The sequence below is a fragment of the Paenibacillus sp. N22P23 genome (assembly GCF_059383735.1).
Map to the genome: position 1 here is coordinate 2,097,264 of NZ_JBXENT010000001.1, position 18,940 is coordinate 2,116,203.

Consider the following 18,940-nt stretch of genomic DNA (forward strand, 5'->3'; position numbering starts at 1 on the left):
TACTAAATTCGTTTTAACAGCCGCGCTATGGATCGGTCCGCCTCACGCAGTACCGTTCGTTTATCAATCGTTCTTACTCTACCTCGTTCCACAACCATCTTGCCGTCAACCCACACATCGGAAACATTCCCTCGTGAAGCCGCATAGACCACTCGTGAATATGGATCCGCATCATAGGATGGAAACGTATGAAAATCATTTAAGTCCAACAGAACGAGGTCCGCTTTCTTGCCTGGCTCAACACTGCCGATCAGATGATCCAGTCCCAGAGCCTCCGCCCCGCCAATAGTCGCCATGCGAAGCACCGTTCGGGCATTCATGGACTCCGGTCCACACCGTACCTTATGCAGAAGAGCGGTTAAACGCATCTCCTGAAACATATCCAGCGTATTGTTGCAAGGCGCGCCGTCCGCACCAATCCCCATGCCAATTCCCTGTTCCAATAGCTCTGGTACTGAGGCAATCCCTGATGACAGCTTAAGATTGGAGCCCGGACAATGGGTCATTTTCGTTCCCGTACGTCTGAGGATATCCTTCTCTTCATCATCAAGCCAAATGCAATGCGCAAGGACAAGACGCGGTGAGGTTAGTCCGATATGGTCCAAATACACAATATTTCGCATGCCGCGCTGGCGCATAACCAGCTCGATTTCTTCGCGATTCTCTGCCGCATGCGTGTGTACGAGCACCTGATAGTGGAACGATAAATCCCGTACCTCCTTCAGCAGCTCTTCCGAGCAGGAAACGACAAAACGGGGGCAGTAGGCATAACCGATTCGGCCATTGTCATAGCCATGCCACTTCTCAAGCAGTGCCGTGCTCTCCTCAACCGAACGTTTCGTATCTTCCTGCAAACCAACCGGCACATCGCCGCCGGCATCCATCATCACTTTGCCGGAGATCGCTCGAATTCCGCTGCTTGCGATCGCCTGGAAGGCAAAATCAGTATGGCTCACGGTCTCCATATCGAGAATCGTCGTCGTCCCGCTGCGCAATAATTCACCGATGCCAAGCATCGCGGAGTAATAAACCGATTCCTCATCATGCGCCGCTTCAAGCGGCCAAACCCGTGTCCGCAGCCAATCCATTAGCGCCATATCGTCTGCACGGCCGCGAAATATCGTCTGACACAAATGGATATGTGTTTGCACGAAACCGGGCAGCAGCAGCCTTCCTTTGGCTTCAACGACCGTCGTTGAGGCGGCATCATAGCCGCTCGTAATTTGGCCGCCAACAGAGACAATGACATCATCTTTGAACAATACATCGCCTACTACAATTTCATCCTGCTTATTCATGGTGACAATCGTTGCATTTCGTACCAAGGTTGTTCCCATAAGGCTGCCTCGCCTCCCTCACTTGGACTACGTGGTATTGTTTGTCAGTTATGCTTACATTGTACCATGTGTAAATGGGAAAGAGGCAGCATTTTACAGCATTAGGACCAATCCATTAATCGACCAATCTCCGCTCGAATGCCCGGGAACGACAGCACCTGTTCCTTGAAGGACTCTCGCTCCCCCCAATCCGTCTTCATCGTCGGCGTATCGAATAGTTCGTCGGTGATGTTGGTAAAGGCATTATGCATATTGTTGTCGTACCAATCGATTTCTGTCTTAGCATCGTTCTTCACAACTGCGATCATATCGTAATCGTTATCTCGAGAAGCGCCAAAGTAAGCGAGCAATTCAGGCGTGCCCGCGTCATTGGTATGAACTTCGATTTCACAGCTGGGACTACCCTCGCCTTTCACCGCGCGTCTAACGCGTGCATCCGTCACGATCATCTCAAACTCCCCTCTGGAAATAATCCCATCGTAGCAATATGATTCTTCGTCTCTGCCGAGCCCAGCTCGTACAATAGCCGATAAACATCAACAAGAATCCCATCTATACCTGCATTCATTTGTTTATCGCTTGCCGAGCTGAATGGCGTTGTGGCAAATTGGCCGGTTTGAGCTTCATCCATTGTGGCATATTCCTCAAACAGCTCCTGTAAACGGTTTAACTCTTCTTCATTTGCGGTGATCTCGAACTCAAAAGCTGTCGCTTCAGGATCCTCTAATATTGAGCCTGCCTGTACGGACACATAATAGGGTTTGCGTGCGTAAAATGACTCATCGTGATCATTGACCATATGGAAAGCACCCTCCTTCATTGCTCTAGCATCCCCCCACGGACAGACATTTTATCCATATTTTTCGCATAACCATCATAGTATCGCTGTTTGAAGCTCTAAGAGAAAGGAATGAGCACCATGTGTGGATTCACGGGCTGGATCGACTGGACCGATGACCTGACAAAACAATCCATCACTCTCGAGAAAATGACCGGAACGCTGGCTAACCGCGGCCCGGATGCATCGGGAACCTGGATCTCGCCGCATTGTGCGCTAGGCCACCGGAGACTCTCCGTTATCGATCCTGCGAACGGTGCACAACCGATGGTTCGTACGTCTGAGGACGATACGTATGTCCTTGTTTATAACGGGGAGCTGTATAACGCACCGGAACTAAAGCGTGAGCTCGAAAGCAGAGGTAGACGGTTTACGACAACCTGCGACACGGAGGTATTGCTCGTTGCCTACATGGAATGGGGCCCTTCTTGCGTGGAGAAATTTAACGGCATCTTTGCTTTTGCCCTATGGGATTCGAAGGAACAGCAGTTGTTCATCGCTAGAGACAGACTCGGTGTCAAACCGTTCTTCTACGCGAAACAGCTGGGACGGTTCGTATTCGGTTCCGAGCCGAAGGCGCTGCTCGCGCATCCTGCTGTCAAAGCGGAGGTTGGACCGGAAGGGTTGGCTGAAATCTTCATCGTCGGGCCTGCGCGTACGCCAGGTGTCGGTATTTACCGGGATATCGGTGAGCTGCTGCCGGGACACTGCGCCATCTATAACCGCTCCGGCTTAAGTGTCCGAACCTATTGGAAATTAGAAAGTAAGCCTCACACCGAAACCGTACAGGAGACTGCCAAAACAGTAGGCGATTTACTGAAAGATACGGTAGAGCGTCAGCTCGTATCCGATGTGCCGCTATGTACGCTGCTCTCCGGTGGATTGGACTCCAGTGCACTCACCTCACTTGCGGTCAATTACTACAATGAAACGGGGCAAGGTGTCGTTCATACTTTCTCCGTCGATTATGTAGATAACGATAAACACTTTAAAGCCCATGCGTTCCAGCCGAATGCGGATGCGCCCTGGATCGAGCGGATGACCACCCATCTGGGCACGATCCATCATTCGATGGTTTTTGATACGCCTGAGCTTGTTGCCTCACTGCGTGAAGCGATGCACGCACGTGATATGCCGGGGATGGCGGATGTAGATTCGTCCCTGCTGCTCTTCTGCCGCGAAATCAAGAAGGAAGCAACCGTTGCGATTTCCGGTGAAGCCGCGGACGAAATCTTCGGCGGTTATCCATGGTTCCACCGCGAGGAAGCACTCAATGCAGGTACGTTCCCTTGGTCGCTTGCGGCAGGCATGAGAGCTGATCTGCTGTCGCAGGACGTTGCCGCATGGATTCGGCCGTTAGACTATATTGGGGATCGATATTCGGATGCGATTGCCGAGGTGCCGCATCTGGCTGGTGAAGATGCTGCTGCTCGCAAAATGCGTCAGATGTCGTATTTGAACATCACAAGGTTCATGCCGACACTTCTTGACCGCAAAGATCGGATGAGTATGGCGGTTGGCCTAGAGGTACGCGTACCTTATTGCGATCACAGGCTCGTGGAGTACGTGTATAACATTCCATGGGAGATCAAAACAGCCGGTGACCGGGAAAAAGGGATCCTCCGCATGGCGCTCGAAGGTGTGCTTCCGCATGATGTGCTCTATCGGAAGAAAAGTCCTTATCCGAAGACGCACAACCCGAACTACCTCAATGCGGTGCGCAAGCAGGTCCTGGAAATCATTCATGAAGGTACCTCCCCGCTGCTGCAGCTTATCAACGTGAAGAAGATTCGCGAGCTCGCCGAATCCGAAGCTGCGAGCAGCAACTTGCCATGGTTCGGCCAATTGATGTCCGGACCGCAGCTGTTCGCTTATCTGCTGCAAGTTGATATGTGGCTGAGGGAATACAAAGTAGTCATTCGCTAATGATTCTAAATATAGGCTGTCTCAAGAGGTTGCACTTCGACTTTTGAGGCAGCCTTTTGTTGTGCCCGCCCATTATGTAGGACATGCAAAAAGACCGCCTTTACCGATACTCGGCATAAGGACGGTCTTCGTCGCGTCAATCCGATCAGCTCTTGTTAAACACCAGATACGCACGCCTGATTAAAATAATCGCCTGCTCCCTTGTTGTCTTACCAAGAGGATCGATGCGTCCGCCGCCGACACCGCCCATGACGCTTGCATTCGCGGCGAAGTGTACGGAGTTTTTGGCCCATGCTGCGATTTTGCCCTCATCTGCGAATGTCGTTTTGACACTGGTATCGTATGGACCGGTAGGTTTAGCCGCTTTGATCGCCCTAAGAAGCATCACGCACATTTCCTGCCTTGTAATCGTCGCATGCGGCGAGAACTCCGTTAACGTCGATCCGAATACGATGCCCATTTTATTCGCCTTCAGCACATCCGCGTTCGTCGTATCGGTGAACGGATTCGGGCTGATCGGATCCGCTTTCTTCCCGCTTAAGGATTCGTACAACTTCACGGCAACACTTGCAAACTCCTCGCGAGTGATCGGATCCTTGTATCGGCTTAATACAGCGTCCGTTGTCAAGTTGAGCTTGATCGCATCTTTCACATCGTGTTTGGCCCACTCGCTCGCCCCTGCCGCGAGTTTCTCCAGCATTTCTTCCGTAGGAGGCGCAGGCGGCTGCGTTGCCGGTCCTGGATCAGTAGGAGCTGGCGGCGTAGTCGTTCCGTCTCCTCCTATCGTGAGGTCCGGAAGTTTAATATTCGGGTTGAGTGCGCCTGTAATTAAGTCGTCATCCAGGAGCAGCCCAACCGTTACTTTTTTAGTTTTCACTAGAAGGCTCTTATCACCCGGCTTCAGGTAATCAGGCAGTTGGAACTGATCGATGACGGGCAGGACGGAATAGACATACAGCGTGTCGGAGCTGGTCTCTTTATCCAGATACGTCAAGCTGCCGGTATGGTCCATCGTATCGCGCACATAGAAGGTTTTGTCCGGACCCTTTCCTCCAACGCGTTTGATTTGGTAGTAGGACTCCATGTTGGTATTGTCCGACCATGACAAGGTAACAGAACCGTTCGCATGGGAAGTCGCTGTGAGATCCGTAATTCCGCCCGGTTGTCTGATTTTAAACGGACCTATTATGGTGCGTTGGTAAGTATTCGAGCCAATCAGCGGGGAGTATAACGTTTCTAACATAATTTGCGCGGAAGTAAGCGCTGGGTCCTCCGGCAAGCTGAAGGTGCCGTATGTTCCGAAGCCCGGGTCATCTACGTTCAGATTCAGAACGGGTTTCCAATTCAGTCCGTTATCCGGTGAATAAGAAAGTTTGGCATATTCCAGGCTGGTACCGAGTGCACGATCATCACCGAAACTAAAAAAGATCTCTTCTCCAGCCAGTAAATAGGGCAAACCACCCGTCTCGAGTTCAAATGCAAGCACTCTCACGGTCGCGTGTGCGCGAGTAGGCGGAATCACAACAAACACAAGCATCAAAGAGAGGATTAAGAAGGCTAACCTCTTGCCAAAAGAAAACCGAAATGCCACCACATCCACCACTCCTCATCCTACTGCACGCTATTTGTCGTTGGACACATAGCTGTCTTTTAAGATGTATATGAAAGGTCCAATGATCTGATTAACGTTGCCTCCGAAGCCGTAGACCATGATGCCGTCGCTGCCTTGCAAATCAATATCCACTTCCGTAACTTCGTCCTTTACAAGATGAATATCTTCCGTCAGCTGCTGCTTCTTACTGTTATACACTCTGACTGTCAGATCATCTTTGCCAACCAGCATCAGATGAAGTTTATTGTACATCGAGCCAAAATCCATCTTCACGTTGAAGCTCGGGCTATAGCTGCTTCGGAACGCGAAAGCACCTTTATACGTGTTGCCGCCGAATACGAGCTGACTCTTATCGATCACATCGATGAACTCAGCGCCATCATGCTGCGTCTTGACCTGTGAGGAGTAGAACGTCAAACCCGGAACAGAGGATCCGATTTGGATCGTTTTGGATTTCGGGTCGTACTTAACGGGGAGTTGGAAGCTGTTCGCCAGCACACGAAGTGGCAAATACGTAGTACCCTTGTATGTAATGGGCAGCGCTTGGTTGCCATTCTCATCTGTCGGCCGCCAGTTAGCACCATCCTTCGAAAACTTCAGGTCACCGTTAAGCACCGCTTTGATCGTGGTCACATTCGTTGTGGCATATGCGCCTCCTGCTGCGGAAAACATGGCTGTGGCAGCTAACAGTGCCACGAGTTTCTTCTTCTTCATTCCAATCCCTCCTCATACCATCCATAAAATAAATGCAATAATCTCCATCATTTTATATTGGATCGTAAGAGAACGGATATTGTCCGAAGGTAGTATATCGGTCGCAGCAGCCACTAAGAAGAAATCATGCGTCCTGCCATACTTAATAGCTGTTTCCGGTTCCTGACCTCAAGCTTCTCATAAATATGGGAGAGATGTTTCTTCACCGTCGTCTCGCTGAGATACAGCTTCGCTGCAATCTCAAGATTAGAGCGGCCTTCCATAAGCAAGGACAACACTTCCTTCTCACGACTGGTCAGCAGGTTCACATCAAGAATTTCTTCAGTCGGTCGCTCTGAAATGCCGGATAACGCAGCCATGCGATCCAGGTAAGCCTGCCGCTTATGCCCTCGCAAGTCGATAACAAACACCGGTGCAGGCGCATCCTCATCATAATCGTGATGAATGACCGGTTCTGCATCGCGCTCGCAGCCCAAGCTCTCGAAGATCGCCCTCGAAATAGGAAGAGGAGGAGGAGAAGCCACAACATAACCCGATGAAATTAAATGATTGATGAGAATAAGTCCTGAGGCTTGCATCATGACAGGATCGGCGTAATCGTAAGCATCCAGCGTCTTGACGAAGTAGCCTGCCATGAATGGGGGTTCGACTCTTAATTTGCGGAGAGCGCTCTCGGGAAGACCGGAGAAAAAAGCGGCAGAAAGTGGCTTCGTGCACAAATAATCGAGTGTTTGCGCGTTGATTGGAACAATGGCGGTCAAGCCGATTATTGCACCTTTGTCATTACGAACAAGCTTCACGATGGAAGGGTCAAGCTGATACAGTTCTTCCAATTGAATATGCTTCAGTCCATAAAGACTGTGCTGCCTCGTCAGCAGAAACTCCGTCTTCTCCCGTGTTTCCGGATGAATGAGCGAAATCGTGGTCGTCTTAGCCGTGATACGGCGATTCTCCATGTAAAACTCTGCATCAGCCCAATTGGCTGGGCTCAGTTCTTCCAAGCTGAAAGATGAAGGCTGATGGTAAAACAATGATCGGATGAGCTGATCACCGAGGTAATAAAACCAATCTTCGTTTTCCCTCATTAGAGGATCATTGGAACGCTTGAGCGTTTGATAATAGTAGCGAATGCATCGCTTCCAGAGCTTATCGCAGTAATCGGGGGCGCGCAGACGCATCTGTCTGTGAATTGCATCGCGAAGCAAATCATGCAGCAGCCAGCCATGCCCAGATCGCTGCACGAAGGAATAGCTGATTAAGGCCTTAAACTGCGCAGCCGTCACCTCTCGCTGCACAGCGAACGTGAGCAAATCCTGATTGAAATGTCGCAGGATAGCAACCGCTTCAACTAGTTCCCTCATTGCAGAATCCGGCACTTCCTTGAGCCAGATGTCTACGACCTGATCGAACACATCTTCATCCACAAAATTTGTCTGCTGCAGCCTACTGGATTGAAGCGCCGATGCAAGCAGCGAAAGCGTCAACGGATGACCTTTCGACTGTGACCAAATGTAATGAATCCCCTCTTCCTGCAGTTCATGATCCAACCTATTGAGATAATTGCGAATATCTTCATAACTCAGCTCTGCGATGGAGAGCCGTTCAATCAGTTGATTCCATGCCGGCGAAGACTGCCATTCTCCTCGCAAAGGGAAACGGCCGGAAATGATGACAAGAACAGCTGGATCAATACCGGCGATAAATTCGCGCATAAAGTGGTCCATCTCGCCGATCTCCTCATAAGTATCGAAAGCGAGTATGAGCTTCTGCTTGGTCGCAGCTTCCCTGATTGCCTTCATGCAGTTATCTTTCTGAAGGCTTGGATCATTCACTCGTCTGCGTGCTTTACGTAAATTCTGCTCGATCAGCCTATGCAGGTAGAGGCAGAAATCACCTGGATTTCGCGGCATCGTGCGGCAGTCCATAAGTATGAACCTGGCTTTTGCGCGCTCGGAAAGCCGGCGAAATTGCGCAAGAAGGAAGCTTTTGCCCGCGCCGCCCGTTCCGTGGACATTCAATATCCGTCCTTTCGGCGTCCTCTCCTTCAGTCGTTTCAGGAATAATCGGGTCTCTTTTTTTCTGCCTACAAAATAATGACGTTCCATCTGTTCAATATTTCGTGATACTGCCGCAGGCAGCTCTTCTTGAATGGACATAACCGATCACCTCTTTTACCGCGAATAAGGTTCCCGTACACGCCTCTGAAGTTTAATCAGTTATTCGGCAAAGAAGACAAACTTCCTCTTATCGGATACAAGCACATAAAAAACAGAGTCCGCAAGTTGCGAACTCTGTAAGTTGTCGATTAGTTGGCGTGTTCGTGTGATTCGTTCGTTGCAAGCTTCTTTAACAGTTCAACAAGCGCTATGCCGCGGTGGCTTATGGCCTGTTTCTCCTCAGTCGTCAGCTCTGCCATTCCTTTGCCTTGCGATCTCAAATAAAACAACGGATCATAGCCGAAGCCGCCGTTCCCTCTTGGCTGGTCCATGATATAACCGTCAACTGAGCCTTCACTTTCTATAAAGGCTTCGGAAGCAGGATCATACAGCGCCAATGCGCATATAAAGTTCGCTTCGCTCAGCAGTATCGTTCCATCCGCGAGCTTCTCCAGTCCCGAGTCATCCGCTGTGATGCGAGCCAGCTCCCGCAACAGCTTCTCGTTATTGCGCGCATCCGTCGCACCTTCACCCGAATACCGCGCAGAATATACGCCGGGTTCACCGCTGAGCCGGGATACTTGAAGCCCGGAATCGTCAGCAAGCACAGGCAGTCCCAGCGCATCGGCAACCGTCTTCGCCTTCTTGCGGGCATTCTCCGCGAACGTCGCTCCATCCTCCACCACATCCGGCAGATTCGGGTAATCGAACATGCTGACGACCTGCATGCCAAGCTTGCCGAACGCATGAGCAAACTCACGCACTTTGCCGGCATTTTTTGTGGCTACAACAATGGTATCGCCTTGCTTCATGCTTTTGGATTCCCAATCCGGCTGCCCATTAAGCCAAGCGCGTCCCGCTGCTTCGCAATCAAACTGGCAATTCCTTCTTCCGCACTGGCTAGAAGTTCATTTAACTCTTCACGCGAGAACGGCGACTCCTCGCCGGTTCCTTGCACCTCGACGAATTTACCCGCACCGGTCATGACGACATTCATATCGACTTTCGCTTTGGAATCCTCTTCGTAGTTGAGGTCAAGCAGCGTGCGCTCACCAATAACACCTACACTAACCGAGGCGAGATAATCTGTAAGCGGGTATTTGGCAAACTCATTATTGCTGTTTATCTTATGTACAGCCAGTGCCAGTGCTACGAACGCCCCTGTAATCGACGTTGTACGCGTTCCGCCATCTGCTTGAAGAACATCGCAATCGAGTGTAATCGTACGCTCGCCGAGCGCGTGTAGATCCACAACTGAGCGCAGTGCCCGGCCGATCAAGCGCTGGATTTCCATCGTGCGGCCCGTTAGCTTCCCTCTGGCCGATTCACGTTGATTCCGAACTTGTGTAGCACGCGGCAGCATCGAATATTCGGCGTTGATCCATCCTTTTCCTTGCCCTTTCATGAAGGGCGGAACGCGTTCTTCAATCGAAGCGGTGCAAAGTACCTTCGTATCGCCGAACTCGATCAGCACCGAACCTTCCGCATATTTATTAGGATTCATCGTAATCGTAACCGGCCGCAGCTCGTTTGCCTGGCGTCCATCTATTCTCATTGTGTATAGCCTCCATCTTTCTGCAGCAGTTTCATGTGCCATATGTTGGCGCAAGCGCAATCTAAACCATTTTACCAAAATGACGCGCGAAAAGCACTCGTCCCGCGGGAACCGGTCCACTACCCAAAAACAGAACAAGCTGCCGGTTCATTTGCCGGCAGCTTGATTTCGACCTATGATCGTGATTCGACCGGTCAGAATCGATTCTTATATACCTTCATTGCAAAGAAATAAGCTACGAGCAAAATTCCAACGCACCACGCTAGTGCGACCCAGATGTCATTCCCCACCGGCTGTCCTGACAACAATGAGCGGATGGCTGCAACGATCGAAGTTACGGGTTGGTTCTCGGCAAATGCCCGAACAACTTTAGGCATCGTTTCTGTCGGCACGAATGCTGAACTGATGAAAGGCAGGAAGATGATCGGGTAGGAGAAGGCGCTGGCACCATCGACGGATTTTGCGGATAGACCTGCAATGGCCGCGACCCAGGTTAGAGCAAGAGTAAATAGTGCGAGTATGCCTACTACGGCAAGCCAGTCTAGTACCCCGGCTGAGGAACGAAAGCCCATGATTAACGCGACAATGATGATGACGACAAGCGATATGGCGTTGGATACAAGCGAAGTCAGCACATGGCCCCAAAGCAAGGTAGAACGTGAAATCGGCATGGAGTGAAATCGCTCAAATATGCCCCGTTGTACATCAATAAACAGGCGGTAGGACGTGTAGGCTATTCCGCTGGCAATCGCGATGAGCAGTATGCCGGGCAACAAGTAATTCACATAGTTATCTGCGCCGGATTGAATCGCACCGCCGAATACATAGACGAAGAGCAGCATGAGTGCAATAGGTGTAATGGTAACGGAAATGATGGTGTCCATACTGCGTGTAATATGGCGCATTGAGCGTCCGAGCATGATGCTTAGATCACTGAAAAAATGTTTCTTTACTGTCTCCATTTATGCTCCCTCTTTCTTGCCAATTATGGCGAGGAATATCTCCTCTAATGAAGGCTGTTTCTCCACGTATTCCACCTTTGCCGATGGGAACAGCTTTTTGAGCTCCGATAGTGTACCGTTTGTAATAATCTTACCTTCATGTAAAATCGCGATTTGGTCAGCAAGCTGTTCTGCTTCATCTAGATACTGCGTGGTGAGGAATACCGTGGTTCCACTGTTTGCCAGGTCCTTCACAATCTTCCAAACCTCGATGCGCGCCTCGGGGTCAAGCCCGGTGGTCGGCTCGTCGAGGAAGATAATTTGAGGTTTTCCCACCAAACTCAAGGAGATGTCGAGCCTTCGACGCATACCGCCCGAATAGGTGGATACTTTGCGGTCGGCAGCCTCCGTCAAACCGAAGCGTTTCAGTAAGTCTTCCGCGATCTGACGCGGATTTGGGAGATAGCGCAGCTTGGCGATCATAATCAGATTTTCCCGTCCGGTCAAAATTTCGTCTACGGCTGCGAATTGTCCGGTCAGACTTATCGCTTGTCGTACATGATCCGGTTTGGACCCTACATCGAAACCGTTTATGGTGGCGGTCCCGCTGTCTTGTTTTAGCAGCGTGGTGAGGATTTTGACAACCGTAGTTTTACCCGCGCCGTTGGAGCCGAGCAGTGCGAAGATACTGCCCTTCTCTACAGCGAAATCAACGCCTTTTAGGACTTGAAGCTGCTTATAGGATTTCTGCAGTCCCTTTACCTGAATCGCGTGGCTTTGCATATTCATTCCCCCCTTATTGAACTGTAACGTTGGACAATTCGGCTCCCATTCCTTTGAGCGAGGCATAGGTCAACTTATCCATCGTTGCGCCGTCAAAGCTAATGGTTTTGATCATACGATAGTACTTATTCGTGAGAGCGAACCCAGGCTGGAATGAAACATTCTTTAATGTAGCTCCTTTGAACGACGCATCACTTAGTGCCGCTTTGTTAAACTTAACGCCGATAAACGTCTGTCCGTCAAAACGTTGTCCGCTAAGATCGGTGTATTTGAAGTCAACGCCATCGAATAAGCAGCCTTCAAAAACTGTTTTTCTAAGGTCGGTCATCGCTAAGGAGACGTCAGTCATTCTTACTCCTTTGAATTTGACTCCGTCAAGGCCTGACTTGCTGAAATTGGTTCTTACAAGAATCGATTTATTGAAGCTTGCATTTCTCAGGTCAAGTGTGGTGAAGCTGCAGTCCGTCAGATTGGCGCCGTCAAAATTAGCTTCACTTACGTCGCTGCTCTTAAATGTGCTGCCGGTCAAATCTGCGCCCGCAAAGTCGGAACCGCGTAATGCGCTGGCATTAAATTGTCCCTTACGGGCCGTAACGCCTGCAAAGTCGCTCTGAGGCAGGTTGCTCGCGCTAAAGTTTGTCAGTACCTGACGCTCCAACGAGCGAGAGAGGTTGGAAACTTCCAGAATTGTTTGCTCGATATCACCGATACTCTCAATGGTCAGCTTAAAAGCCGTTTCTTCGTCTTTGCCCTCAGCTCTCAGTTCGTTGTACCGCTCCTGTAAATCGGAGTGCAGGTCAGCCTTTAGCTCAGAAACACTTCTTACGCCTTCGTAGGGTGTAAATACACCGTTCAAATAGTTGGTTACGTTCGAATTCATAGGATCAACTCTCCTTATAATAAGTTTTCTAGTACACGCTGTGCGTACTCCCAATTGCTTTTGTTCTGAACATAAGTGTCCTTACCCTTCTCGGTAATTCGAAAATACTTGCGTCTTCCACCCTGCGATTCATCGCCCCAATACCACTCGATATCGCCGTCCGTCTCAAGCCTCCGGACACTCGAGTACATCGTCGCTTCCTTTAACTCATACTCGCCGCTCGATCGCTCGGCAATTAACTTGACGATTTCGTACCCATAACGATCCGCTTCGGAAAGGAGCCGTAAAATCATCGTATCTGTATGTCCTCGCAGGAGGTCGGATGTAATTTTGTTCTCGCTCATTTGATCACCTCTCCTAAACACATAATACAGCACACTACCATGACTGTCAAGGTACTATTTTTATTATAATACCCAATTTGTAATTGCTGTATACTTCTGCAGAAATCAAGGAACTCGCTCCTGTGTAGATGCCGAATTCAACCCGCTTCAAAAACAAAAAAAAGACCTGCCGCGCACCTCGGGAGGTGCATCTCGGCAGGTCTTCTATTCACGCAGCTTGCTTACGATTTAAATGCGTTCACATGCTCAGGTCGGCTAACCGGCTCACTATAAGACTGGTTCTTCGTATCCACGAAGTCCGTTTTGCCATTAAGCTTGATTTGAACCTTGCTTAGCCCAGTGTTCTCGGTCAGTGCGAGCACGACTGCCTCCAGCATTTCAGCCGGTTCCTGTTGACCGATCTGGTAGCTGTCATCCTGAAGCTCGACGGTGACGATGCCATCCTTCTTCGTGACGTTCTTCACGAGCACATCAGGCGTCATAACGGCTTTGAGCGGCAAATCGTTGATCGGTCCGCTGATCAGCTGCTCGATCGCAGTCTTCGCCTTATTGTTCGAGCGGTTAACCAGACGCGTCACAGGTACGTAGTAGGGTTCGTTGTCCGGCGTAACTGCGGAGAAGTAGATCGTAACCGGCGTCGATTGGCTGTAATCGACACCATCTGCCGCCTCAAGGTTAATACCGACCGCACGAGTCAGCTGCTCGTCGATTGGCAATCCATCCTGCGGCATTTCGCTCAGCTTCTGCCCTTCAAGATCGATTTCGACGTTTTGCACGCCTTCAAGGCTTGTCAGCGTCCACGTAATGGCTTCAACGATTTTACGCTCGTCCGCTGCATTGTAGTCGGAGAACGATTTCGTGAAATCGACAACGGCGAGCTTCTGATCCGGGACGATATTCAGTCCCTTCACGGTTGTCCCTTTTGGCAGCACCGCTTGGAAGCCATCCGGAATTTCACTCTCGTAAGCGCCGCCTTCCACCATCATCTCAAGCGCTTTCTGACCCAGCTTCTCATCCGGTCCAAGCGTTGCCATTACCGTAACCGGCGCCAGTAAGCCATTGCGGTCCTTCAGGTACAGCGTCATCTGCGATTGATCGCCCTGGGTTACAGTTTGTCCAGGATTAATGTCGGCGTCGACGTTCTGAGTGCTGTTTTGCGGTGGATCGATCGATTCACTGGCAGGCTGTGAGAATAAACCGCAGCCGGTCGTCAAGATGGGCAAAGCAAGCACTCCGGCGAGCGCAGCCCGGCGAAACAGTCGATTGTAAGTCATTGTTCATTTTCCTCCCCATTTGAATAGTTCGATTGCTTTGGTACAAGTTCTGCTTTTGTAGTACTATATATACGAGCCCTCCAAATCAATTAGACCAGTTTTGTCCACCATTTTGAGACAAGGGGTGTAGCGATGACGAAGTCCAGTGATTACCGCCTAAACAGTACGAAAATCGCGGAAGCGACGCGGGAATGGCTCACTAAACGCGGTGTCGAGGTCCCGCAAATCGCAGAGCTGGTTCTATTTCTGCAGAAGGACTATTATCCGGAGCTCACAATGCAGGAATGCGAATTGTATGTAGAAGCTGTGCTGACCAAGCGCGAGGTACAGAACGCCATCTTGACCGGCATCCAGCTGGATCTGCTTGCTGAGGAAGGCAAGCTGCTGTCGCCGCTTCAAGAGATGATAGAGAATGACGAAGGGCTATACGGGTGTGATGAGATTCTTGCTCTGTCCATCGTGAACGTTTACGGCAGTATCGGCTTTACGAATTTCGGCTACGTCGACAAATTAAAACCAGGCATACTGAAGCATCTGAACGACAAAGAAGATGCGCAGTGCCACACGTTCCTCGATGATATCGTTGGTGCCATTGCAGCTGCCGCAAGCAGCCGGGTCGCTCACCGAAAGCAGGCGGAGCGTGAAGGGAGAGTCGGACCTCCGATCGATTAATGGATACCGAAGATCAAAGAAGCTTACCGCGCACCGATCCTAATCGACGACGCGGTAAGCTTCTTTATTAACCAAACAACAATTCTAATGCGGCTCGATGTCATCCATTCCGGAATGGAGAATATTCACCTGAACGTTCACCCTCTTTAAAGAATCCTCCGTCAACAGGAGTTCACCGCTGAAACCGGATGCTCGCATCCTCTTCCACTCTTTATTTTTATTCCTATACAAGGATTGCTCCAAGCCATATAAATCCACATGATTTGCAATCCCAATCTTAAAGGTGCTCAGAACTTCATTGCGTATTCCGCTCTCGGCCTTATCCCTAATTGTGTCTACCGGCGAACTATCTATGACTTCCTCTATAATACCTGTAAACTTCAAGTCCATCGAAAATATCGGTTTGCCATCCTCCATCGTAATATGGATTTTCTTTCTCGGATTGAACAATGTTACCATTCCGATCGTTTTATGATTCCGTGTAACAGGAATAACGGCTCGCTTCATCTGCGACTGAATCCACTTCACACCATGTAATTGTTTTTCGGAGAAGCTGTGCTGTGCTTTGCCATTATTCAGTGCAAACGCACCATTCATGAATAATACAGGTTGAGGCTTATCATTATCCTCCCAGTCTTTCTTATCAACACTTAAAGTAGGTATGAGATCCGTTTCTCCCGGCTCCCCTTCATTGGCCAACACTTTATTGAGCCGAATCGGTGAAATGACCGACAATTGCTTATGGAGCACTAATGGATTGTGTAAGAGGTTAGAAATGGGAGAAAAGTTGAAAAAGGTGGAATGCTTAAATAACTCATCAATGGACTCATGCGTCCCGAAAACCCATGAATTATACCGAATCTGCGGGAATCGGGGGATCGAATCAATAAATCGGTTGAGATCTTTCCGAAGTACATTCTCACTTAAAACAATCGCCATGAGATGATCCCAATACAGGCTTTGCTGTCCGGTCTTATATAATTCATTTATAGCTGAGAACAGCGTCTCTCCTTCACCCTTTCCTACCCAGACTTTCGTTCGTTTATCCCCTCCATCCCCACCTTCCTCTTGATTACTAATCGAGCCGAAATCCATTAATTCCGTATAAATCTTATATTGGCCTTCCGAATAATCAATGCCGAGTGCAGTTACGAAATTATAGTCGGATATCGTCTTCACATCCCAACATCCCGTAAGAATGAAACCGGCACATAGAATCATACATAGAACTCCGACTATTTTGTTCATTTCCTATTCTCCTTTCTAATGCGGTCCTCTGTTCGGTAAATGAGGGGTCTTGTCCGGTTAAGCATTCTCGGCTTGGTCATTATTGCCATGAGCAAATCTTTAAATACCGGCGGCGACATAGGTGCCAAATACGGGACGCCAAAGGATTCGAGTGTCGATAAATATAAGAGAATCGCGAATATCCCAAGAAAAAAACCATACATCCCCAAAAAAGCGGCGCAACCTAAAACGAACAATCGCAGCGCCGTAACCAACCCGCCCAGTGATTGATTGACTAATGTGTATGTAGAGACCATCGACATCGCTGTAACAACCAGCATTGCCGGGGAGGTCAAGCCCGCCTCGATTGCGGCTTGACCTATAAACAGTCCTCCTACGACCGTTACCGTTTGTCCAACCCCTTTAGGAAGTCTGATCCCGGCTTCGCGAAACAATTCAAACGTTATTTGCATGAGGAATGCTTCCAAAGGCGCCGGAATCGGGAGCCCTTTTCGTACATTTATCACGCTTGCTAAGGTTGTAATTGGGATTTGATCCATGTGAAACGTAGTCAGCGCAATGTAAAAGCCGGGAACGATTATCCCCAAAAACAGCCCTATATACCTCAGAAGAGATTCGAAGGCTACATATAAAAAGGAGGCATGTATATCTTCAGGCGTCTTCAGCAGCGATGACAGCGTGGCCGGTGCAATTAACACCATTGGCGTGCCGTCTACAATCACGATGAATCTCCCCCGCAGCAATGCTTCAACCGCAAAATCCGGACGTCCGATATAATCGATCAACGGGAACAATCCAAAAGGCGAATCAGAAATCGCCTCCGCGAGCTCTTCACTGCTGACCAAAGCATCTACATCAATCCTTTGTATTCGCTGTCGTGCCATCTCAATAATATCCGAATTAATAATATCGCTTTCGTAAAGAAGGGCCACCTTGGTCCGAGATCTTCGGCCAATCACATAACTCTCACAGCACAACGATTCCGTTCGAAGGCGTTTACGGATAAGTGCTATATTCGTCGAAATCTGTTCCGTGAAACCGTCTCTCGGACCTTTAACCGATACTTCAGTGTTGGATTCCTCTGGCTGGCGCTGTGGGGGATTCGCAATATCAAGCATAAATATTGAGCTGTTTTTATCGAACAATAGCAGGAGCTTACCCGAGAATACAGCATCAACAATCGTCCGTTCGTTGTTTTCCAACGGTTGAAAGGATAGGTTTCCGATCTTGCCGTCTACGACTTGATCCATCGATAGCTTCTCAAGCTGAGGCATAACAAACTGATCGATCAGTTTACTGTCCGATAACCCCTCACAGTGAATCAACAGCACTTCCCAACTATCATCTTCGTTGAGCAAACGGACACGTTGGATGATGACATCCGAGCTTCGATCGAACAAATTGCGTAACGATTTTTCGATAGATTGATGGTTTAAATCAGCCGTCATTAACCCGGACTCACCCTTTCTTTCACGCGTACGATTAAGGAGAAAAGGAACAACAACGAAACAACGACAACAACAAGGATCAATAAAATCGAATAGTAGAACTCACGCAAAAACCATACGAATAAAGCATCGCTTATCGGCAGCAATGGAACGATAAACATGATTATGGTAATCACAAAAAGGATAAGCTTGCGAAAACCCGCCTTCTTCAGTTGAAGAAGCTCAACCATCAAATACATACATAATGAGATTCGGATAAAAGAACCGCTTAACCATTCGAAGATCGATAAGAAATCTAAATGGGCGACATTTTTCCCCAAGGTGACAAGCCCCCACTGTTCAAAGGTAGGAAAACGCTGCCTGGCCGCTACGGCTGGTCCGAAATCGACAATGGATTCCAGTAACGGACCGAGGATCATGCCTACTGTTACAATCAACAGAATAAAAAAAGAGCTATACCGTACCTTCTCCTTCAAGTGTTGTTGGATCAAAAGGAGGATTAGGATCTCCAGGACCCCATTGGTTGAATAAATAAGTCCTTGTGATAGGGGAGTAAAGCCGTTTGCCACCATCGGCGTAAGATAATGAATATTTTTAAATTGAATATTCGCTGTTACCATAAAGCCTTCGAACACAAAGACAAATGGAAGCAGAATACCCGCACATACCGTTATGGACCACAGTCCGGCGTTAGCAGCAAAGAAACAGATTACGGTCAAAGCAGCGGCTGTTACGAAACCCGGCGTCTCCGGCAGAAACGTAACATCAACCCAATTTGTCGTATCCTTCAATGCAATGAGACAACTCGAGAATAAGTAAAGGAAAATGATTAGACCGAGAAATACACTTGCGAAAGAGCCGAATTTACGCTTCACCCACGGAATAATGGATTCGTGGGCAGTCGTTCTCATAATATGTTTGATCGAACATAACAATAGAATGCCTGGGACTAAGGCCAGCAGGACGCTCATCCATGCATCTCTTCCGGCAGAGTCTAGAAGGAGTGGGACTATAATATTTTGATTCGTAATAGCCGTAGTCGTAATAAGCAGCAGAAATGCTTGTAAGACCGAGAGCTTCCTTTGGCGCATGGTTTGTTTCACACCTTAACGATATTTGTGTTTATTCTTTCCTCATTTCCCAAAATAATCCGAAGCGTGAAATTGAAGACATGAAAAAAAGAGTGTCGACTATGTCGACACTCTTTCGCGT

General features: G+C 49.1%; 18 protein-coding genes. 2 read left to right on the forward strand and 16 right to left on the reverse strand.

From position 1 onward, the window contains the following. Positions 1-2: 2 nt before the first annotated feature. The 3 genes from AC506A_RS09830 to AC506A_RS09840 form a co-directional block, all read right to left on the reverse strand. Positions 3-1,337, reverse strand: a complete 1,335-nt coding sequence (locus AC506A_RS09830) for a 5'-deoxyadenosine deaminase (RefSeq protein ID WP_495460741.1) — start codon at positions 1,335-1,337, stop codon at positions 3-5. Between the two features lie 101 nt (positions 1,338-1,438). Then, positions 1,439-1,786 (reverse strand): hypothetical protein, encoded by a 348-nt coding sequence (locus tag AC506A_RS09835; RefSeq protein WP_495460742.1) that lies wholly within the window; start codon positions 1,784-1,786, stop codon positions 1,439-1,441. Beyond that, positions 1,783-2,136, reverse strand: coding sequence for a hypothetical protein (locus tag AC506A_RS09840; protein WP_495460743.1), 354 nt, complete (start codon positions 2,134-2,136; stop codon positions 1,783-1,785). Before AC506A_RS09840 ends, AC506A_RS09835 begins: the two co-directional genes overlap by 4 nt. A 120-nt stretch (positions 2,137-2,256) precedes the next feature. Here AC506A_RS09840 and asnB point away from each other — a divergent pair, with 120 nt between their 5' ends. Next, positions 2,257-4,101, forward strand: coding sequence for an asparagine synthase (glutamine-hydrolyzing) (gene asnB / locus AC506A_RS09845; RefSeq protein WP_495461013.1), 1,845 nt, complete (start codon positions 2,257-2,259; stop codon positions 4,099-4,101). 145 nt (positions 4,102-4,246) lie between these two features. Here the strand turns inward: asnB and AC506A_RS09850 are convergent, their stop codons facing one another. The 10 genes from AC506A_RS09850 to AC506A_RS09895 all read right to left on the reverse strand — a co-directional run bounded on the left by AC506A_RS09850 (position 4,247) and on the right by AC506A_RS09895 (position 14,360). After that, a complete protein-coding gene (locus AC506A_RS09850; protein ID WP_495460744.1) occupies positions 4,247-5,692 on the reverse strand; it encodes an S-layer homology domain-containing protein in 1,446 nt (481 codons plus the stop codon). Positions 5,693-5,722: 30 nt separating this feature from the next. Further along, on the reverse strand, positions 5,723-6,427 hold the full coding sequence (locus AC506A_RS09855; protein WP_495460745.1) for a stalk domain-containing protein: 705 nt from the start codon (positions 6,425-6,427) through the stop codon (positions 5,723-5,725). A gap of 113 nt (positions 6,428-6,540) precedes the next feature. After that, positions 6,541-8,583, reverse strand: a complete 2,043-nt coding sequence (locus AC506A_RS09860; RefSeq protein ID WP_495460746.1) for a LuxR C-terminal-related transcriptional regulator — start codon at positions 8,581-8,583, stop codon at positions 6,541-6,543. 149 nt (positions 8,584-8,732) lie between these two features. Further along, complete coding sequence (locus AC506A_RS09865; RefSeq protein ID WP_495460747.1) at positions 8,733-9,395, reverse strand: XTP/dITP diphosphatase; 663 nt, start codon at positions 9,393-9,395, stop codon at positions 8,733-8,735. Next, positions 9,392-10,138: a ribonuclease PH gene (gene rph / locus AC506A_RS09870; RefSeq protein ID WP_495460748.1), complete on the reverse strand. Its 747-nt coding sequence runs from the start codon at positions 10,136-10,138 to the stop codon at positions 9,392-9,394. The genes AC506A_RS09865 and rph overlap by 4 nt, the downstream gene beginning before the upstream one ends. Before the next feature lie 194 nt (positions 10,139-10,332). After that, the gene (locus tag AC506A_RS09875; RefSeq protein ID WP_495460749.1) at positions 10,333-11,100 is read right to left on the reverse strand and encodes an ABC transporter permease; all 768 of its coding nucleotides are present in this window, start codon (positions 11,098-11,100) and stop codon (positions 10,333-10,335) included. Then, a complete protein-coding gene (locus tag AC506A_RS09880; RefSeq protein WP_495460750.1) occupies positions 11,101-11,862 on the reverse strand; it encodes an ABC transporter ATP-binding protein in 762 nt (253 codons plus the stop codon). A 13-nt stretch (positions 11,863-11,875) separates the two neighbouring features. Then, positions 11,876-12,742, reverse strand: a complete 867-nt coding sequence (locus tag AC506A_RS09885; protein WP_495460751.1) for a pentapeptide repeat-containing protein — start codon at positions 12,740-12,742, stop codon at positions 11,876-11,878. A gap of 14 nt (positions 12,743-12,756) precedes the next feature. Beyond that, positions 12,757-13,086, reverse strand: coding sequence for a PadR family transcriptional regulator (locus tag AC506A_RS09890; RefSeq protein ID WP_495460752.1), 330 nt, complete (start codon positions 13,084-13,086; stop codon positions 12,757-12,759). Between the two features lie 221 nt (positions 13,087-13,307). Continuing rightward, positions 13,308-14,360 carry a GerMN domain-containing protein gene (locus AC506A_RS09895; RefSeq protein WP_495460753.1) on the reverse strand — a complete coding sequence of 351 codons (1,053 nt, stop codon included), beginning with the start codon at positions 14,358-14,360 and terminating at the stop codon, positions 13,308-13,310. Positions 14,361-14,492: 132 nt separating this feature from the next. Between AC506A_RS09895 and AC506A_RS09900 the strand changes: the two genes are divergently transcribed. After that, complete coding sequence (locus tag AC506A_RS09900; RefSeq protein ID WP_495460754.1) at positions 14,493-15,032, forward strand: phosphatidylglycerophosphatase A family protein; 540 nt, start codon at positions 14,493-14,495, stop codon at positions 15,030-15,032. Between the two features lie 84 nt (positions 15,033-15,116). On the opposite strand, the gene AC506A_RS09905 is transcribed toward AC506A_RS09900, so the two are convergent. Genes AC506A_RS09905 through AC506A_RS09915 form a run of 3 tightly spaced genes read right to left on the reverse strand, consistent with a single transcriptional unit; the run spans position 15,117 to position 18,819 of the window. Next, positions 15,117-16,280, reverse strand: coding sequence for a Ger(x)C family spore germination protein (locus AC506A_RS09905; protein WP_495460755.1), 1,164 nt, complete (start codon positions 16,278-16,280; stop codon positions 15,117-15,119). Then, positions 16,277-17,728 (reverse strand): spore germination protein, encoded by a 1,452-nt coding sequence (locus AC506A_RS09910; RefSeq protein ID WP_495460756.1) that lies wholly within the window; start codon positions 17,726-17,728, stop codon positions 16,277-16,279. The genes AC506A_RS09905 and AC506A_RS09910 overlap by 4 nt, the downstream gene beginning before the upstream one ends. Then, complete coding sequence (locus AC506A_RS09915) at positions 17,728-18,819, reverse strand: endospore germination permease (protein WP_495460757.1); 1,092 nt, start codon at positions 18,817-18,819, stop codon at positions 17,728-17,730. Before AC506A_RS09915 ends, AC506A_RS09910 begins: the two co-directional genes overlap by 1 nt. Between the last annotated feature and the right edge of the window lie 121 nt (positions 18,820-18,940).

Coding starts and splice junctions, on each gene's coding strand:
- AC506A_RS09830 (WP_495460741.1), bottom strand. CDS start 1,337: ATGGGAACAACCTTGGTACGAAATGCAACGATTGTCACCATGAATAAG.
- AC506A_RS09835 (WP_495460742.1), bottom strand. CDS start 1,786: ATGATCGTGACGGATGCACGCGTTAGACGCGCGGTGAAAGGCGAGGGT.
- AC506A_RS09840 (WP_495460743.1), bottom strand. CDS start 2,136: ATGGTCAATGATCACGATGAGTCATTTTACGCACGCAAACCCTATTAT.
- asnB (WP_495461013.1), top strand. CDS start 2,257: ATGTGTGGATTCACGGGCTGGATCGACTGGACCGATGACCTGACAAAA.
- AC506A_RS09855 (WP_495460745.1), bottom strand. CDS start 6,427: ATGAAGAAGAAGAAACTCGTGGCACTGTTAGCTGCCACAGCCATGTTT.
- AC506A_RS09860 (WP_495460746.1), bottom strand. CDS start 8,583: ATGTCCATTCAAGAAGAGCTGCCTGCGGCAGTATCACGAAATATTGAA.
- AC506A_RS09865 (WP_495460747.1), bottom strand. CDS start 9,395: ATGAAGCAAGGCGATACCATTGTTGTAGCCACAAAAAATGCCGGCAAA.
- rph (WP_495460748.1), bottom strand. CDS start 10,138: ATGAGAATAGATGGACGCCAGGCAAACGAGCTGCGGCCGGTTACGATT.
- AC506A_RS09875 (WP_495460749.1), bottom strand. CDS start 11,100: ATGGAGACAGTAAAGAAACATTTTTTCAGTGATCTAAGCATCATGCTC.
- AC506A_RS09880 (WP_495460750.1), bottom strand. CDS start 11,862: ATGCAAAGCCACGCGATTCAGGTAAAGGGACTGCAGAAATCCTATAAG.
- AC506A_RS09885 (WP_495460751.1), bottom strand. CDS start 12,742: ATGAATTCGAACGTAACCAACTATTTGAACGGTGTATTTACACCCTAC.
- AC506A_RS09890 (WP_495460752.1), bottom strand. CDS start 13,086: ATGAGCGAGAACAAAATTACATCCGACCTCCTGCGAGGACATACAGAT.
- AC506A_RS09895 (WP_495460753.1), bottom strand. CDS start 14,360: ATGACTTACAATCGACTGTTTCGCCGGGCTGCGCTCGCCGGAGTGCTT.
- AC506A_RS09900 (WP_495460754.1), top strand. CDS start 14,493: ATGACGAAGTCCAGTGATTACCGCCTAAACAGTACGAAAATCGCGGAA.
- AC506A_RS09905 (WP_495460755.1), bottom strand. CDS start 16,280: ATGAACAAAATAGTCGGAGTTCTATGTATGATTCTATGTGCCGGTTTC.
- AC506A_RS09910 (WP_495460756.1), bottom strand. CDS start 17,728: ATGACGGCTGATTTAAACCATCAATCTATCGAAAAATCGTTACGCAAT.
- AC506A_RS09915 (WP_495460757.1), bottom strand. CDS start 18,819: ATGCGCCAAAGGAAGCTCTCGGTCTTACAAGCATTTCTGCTGCTTATT.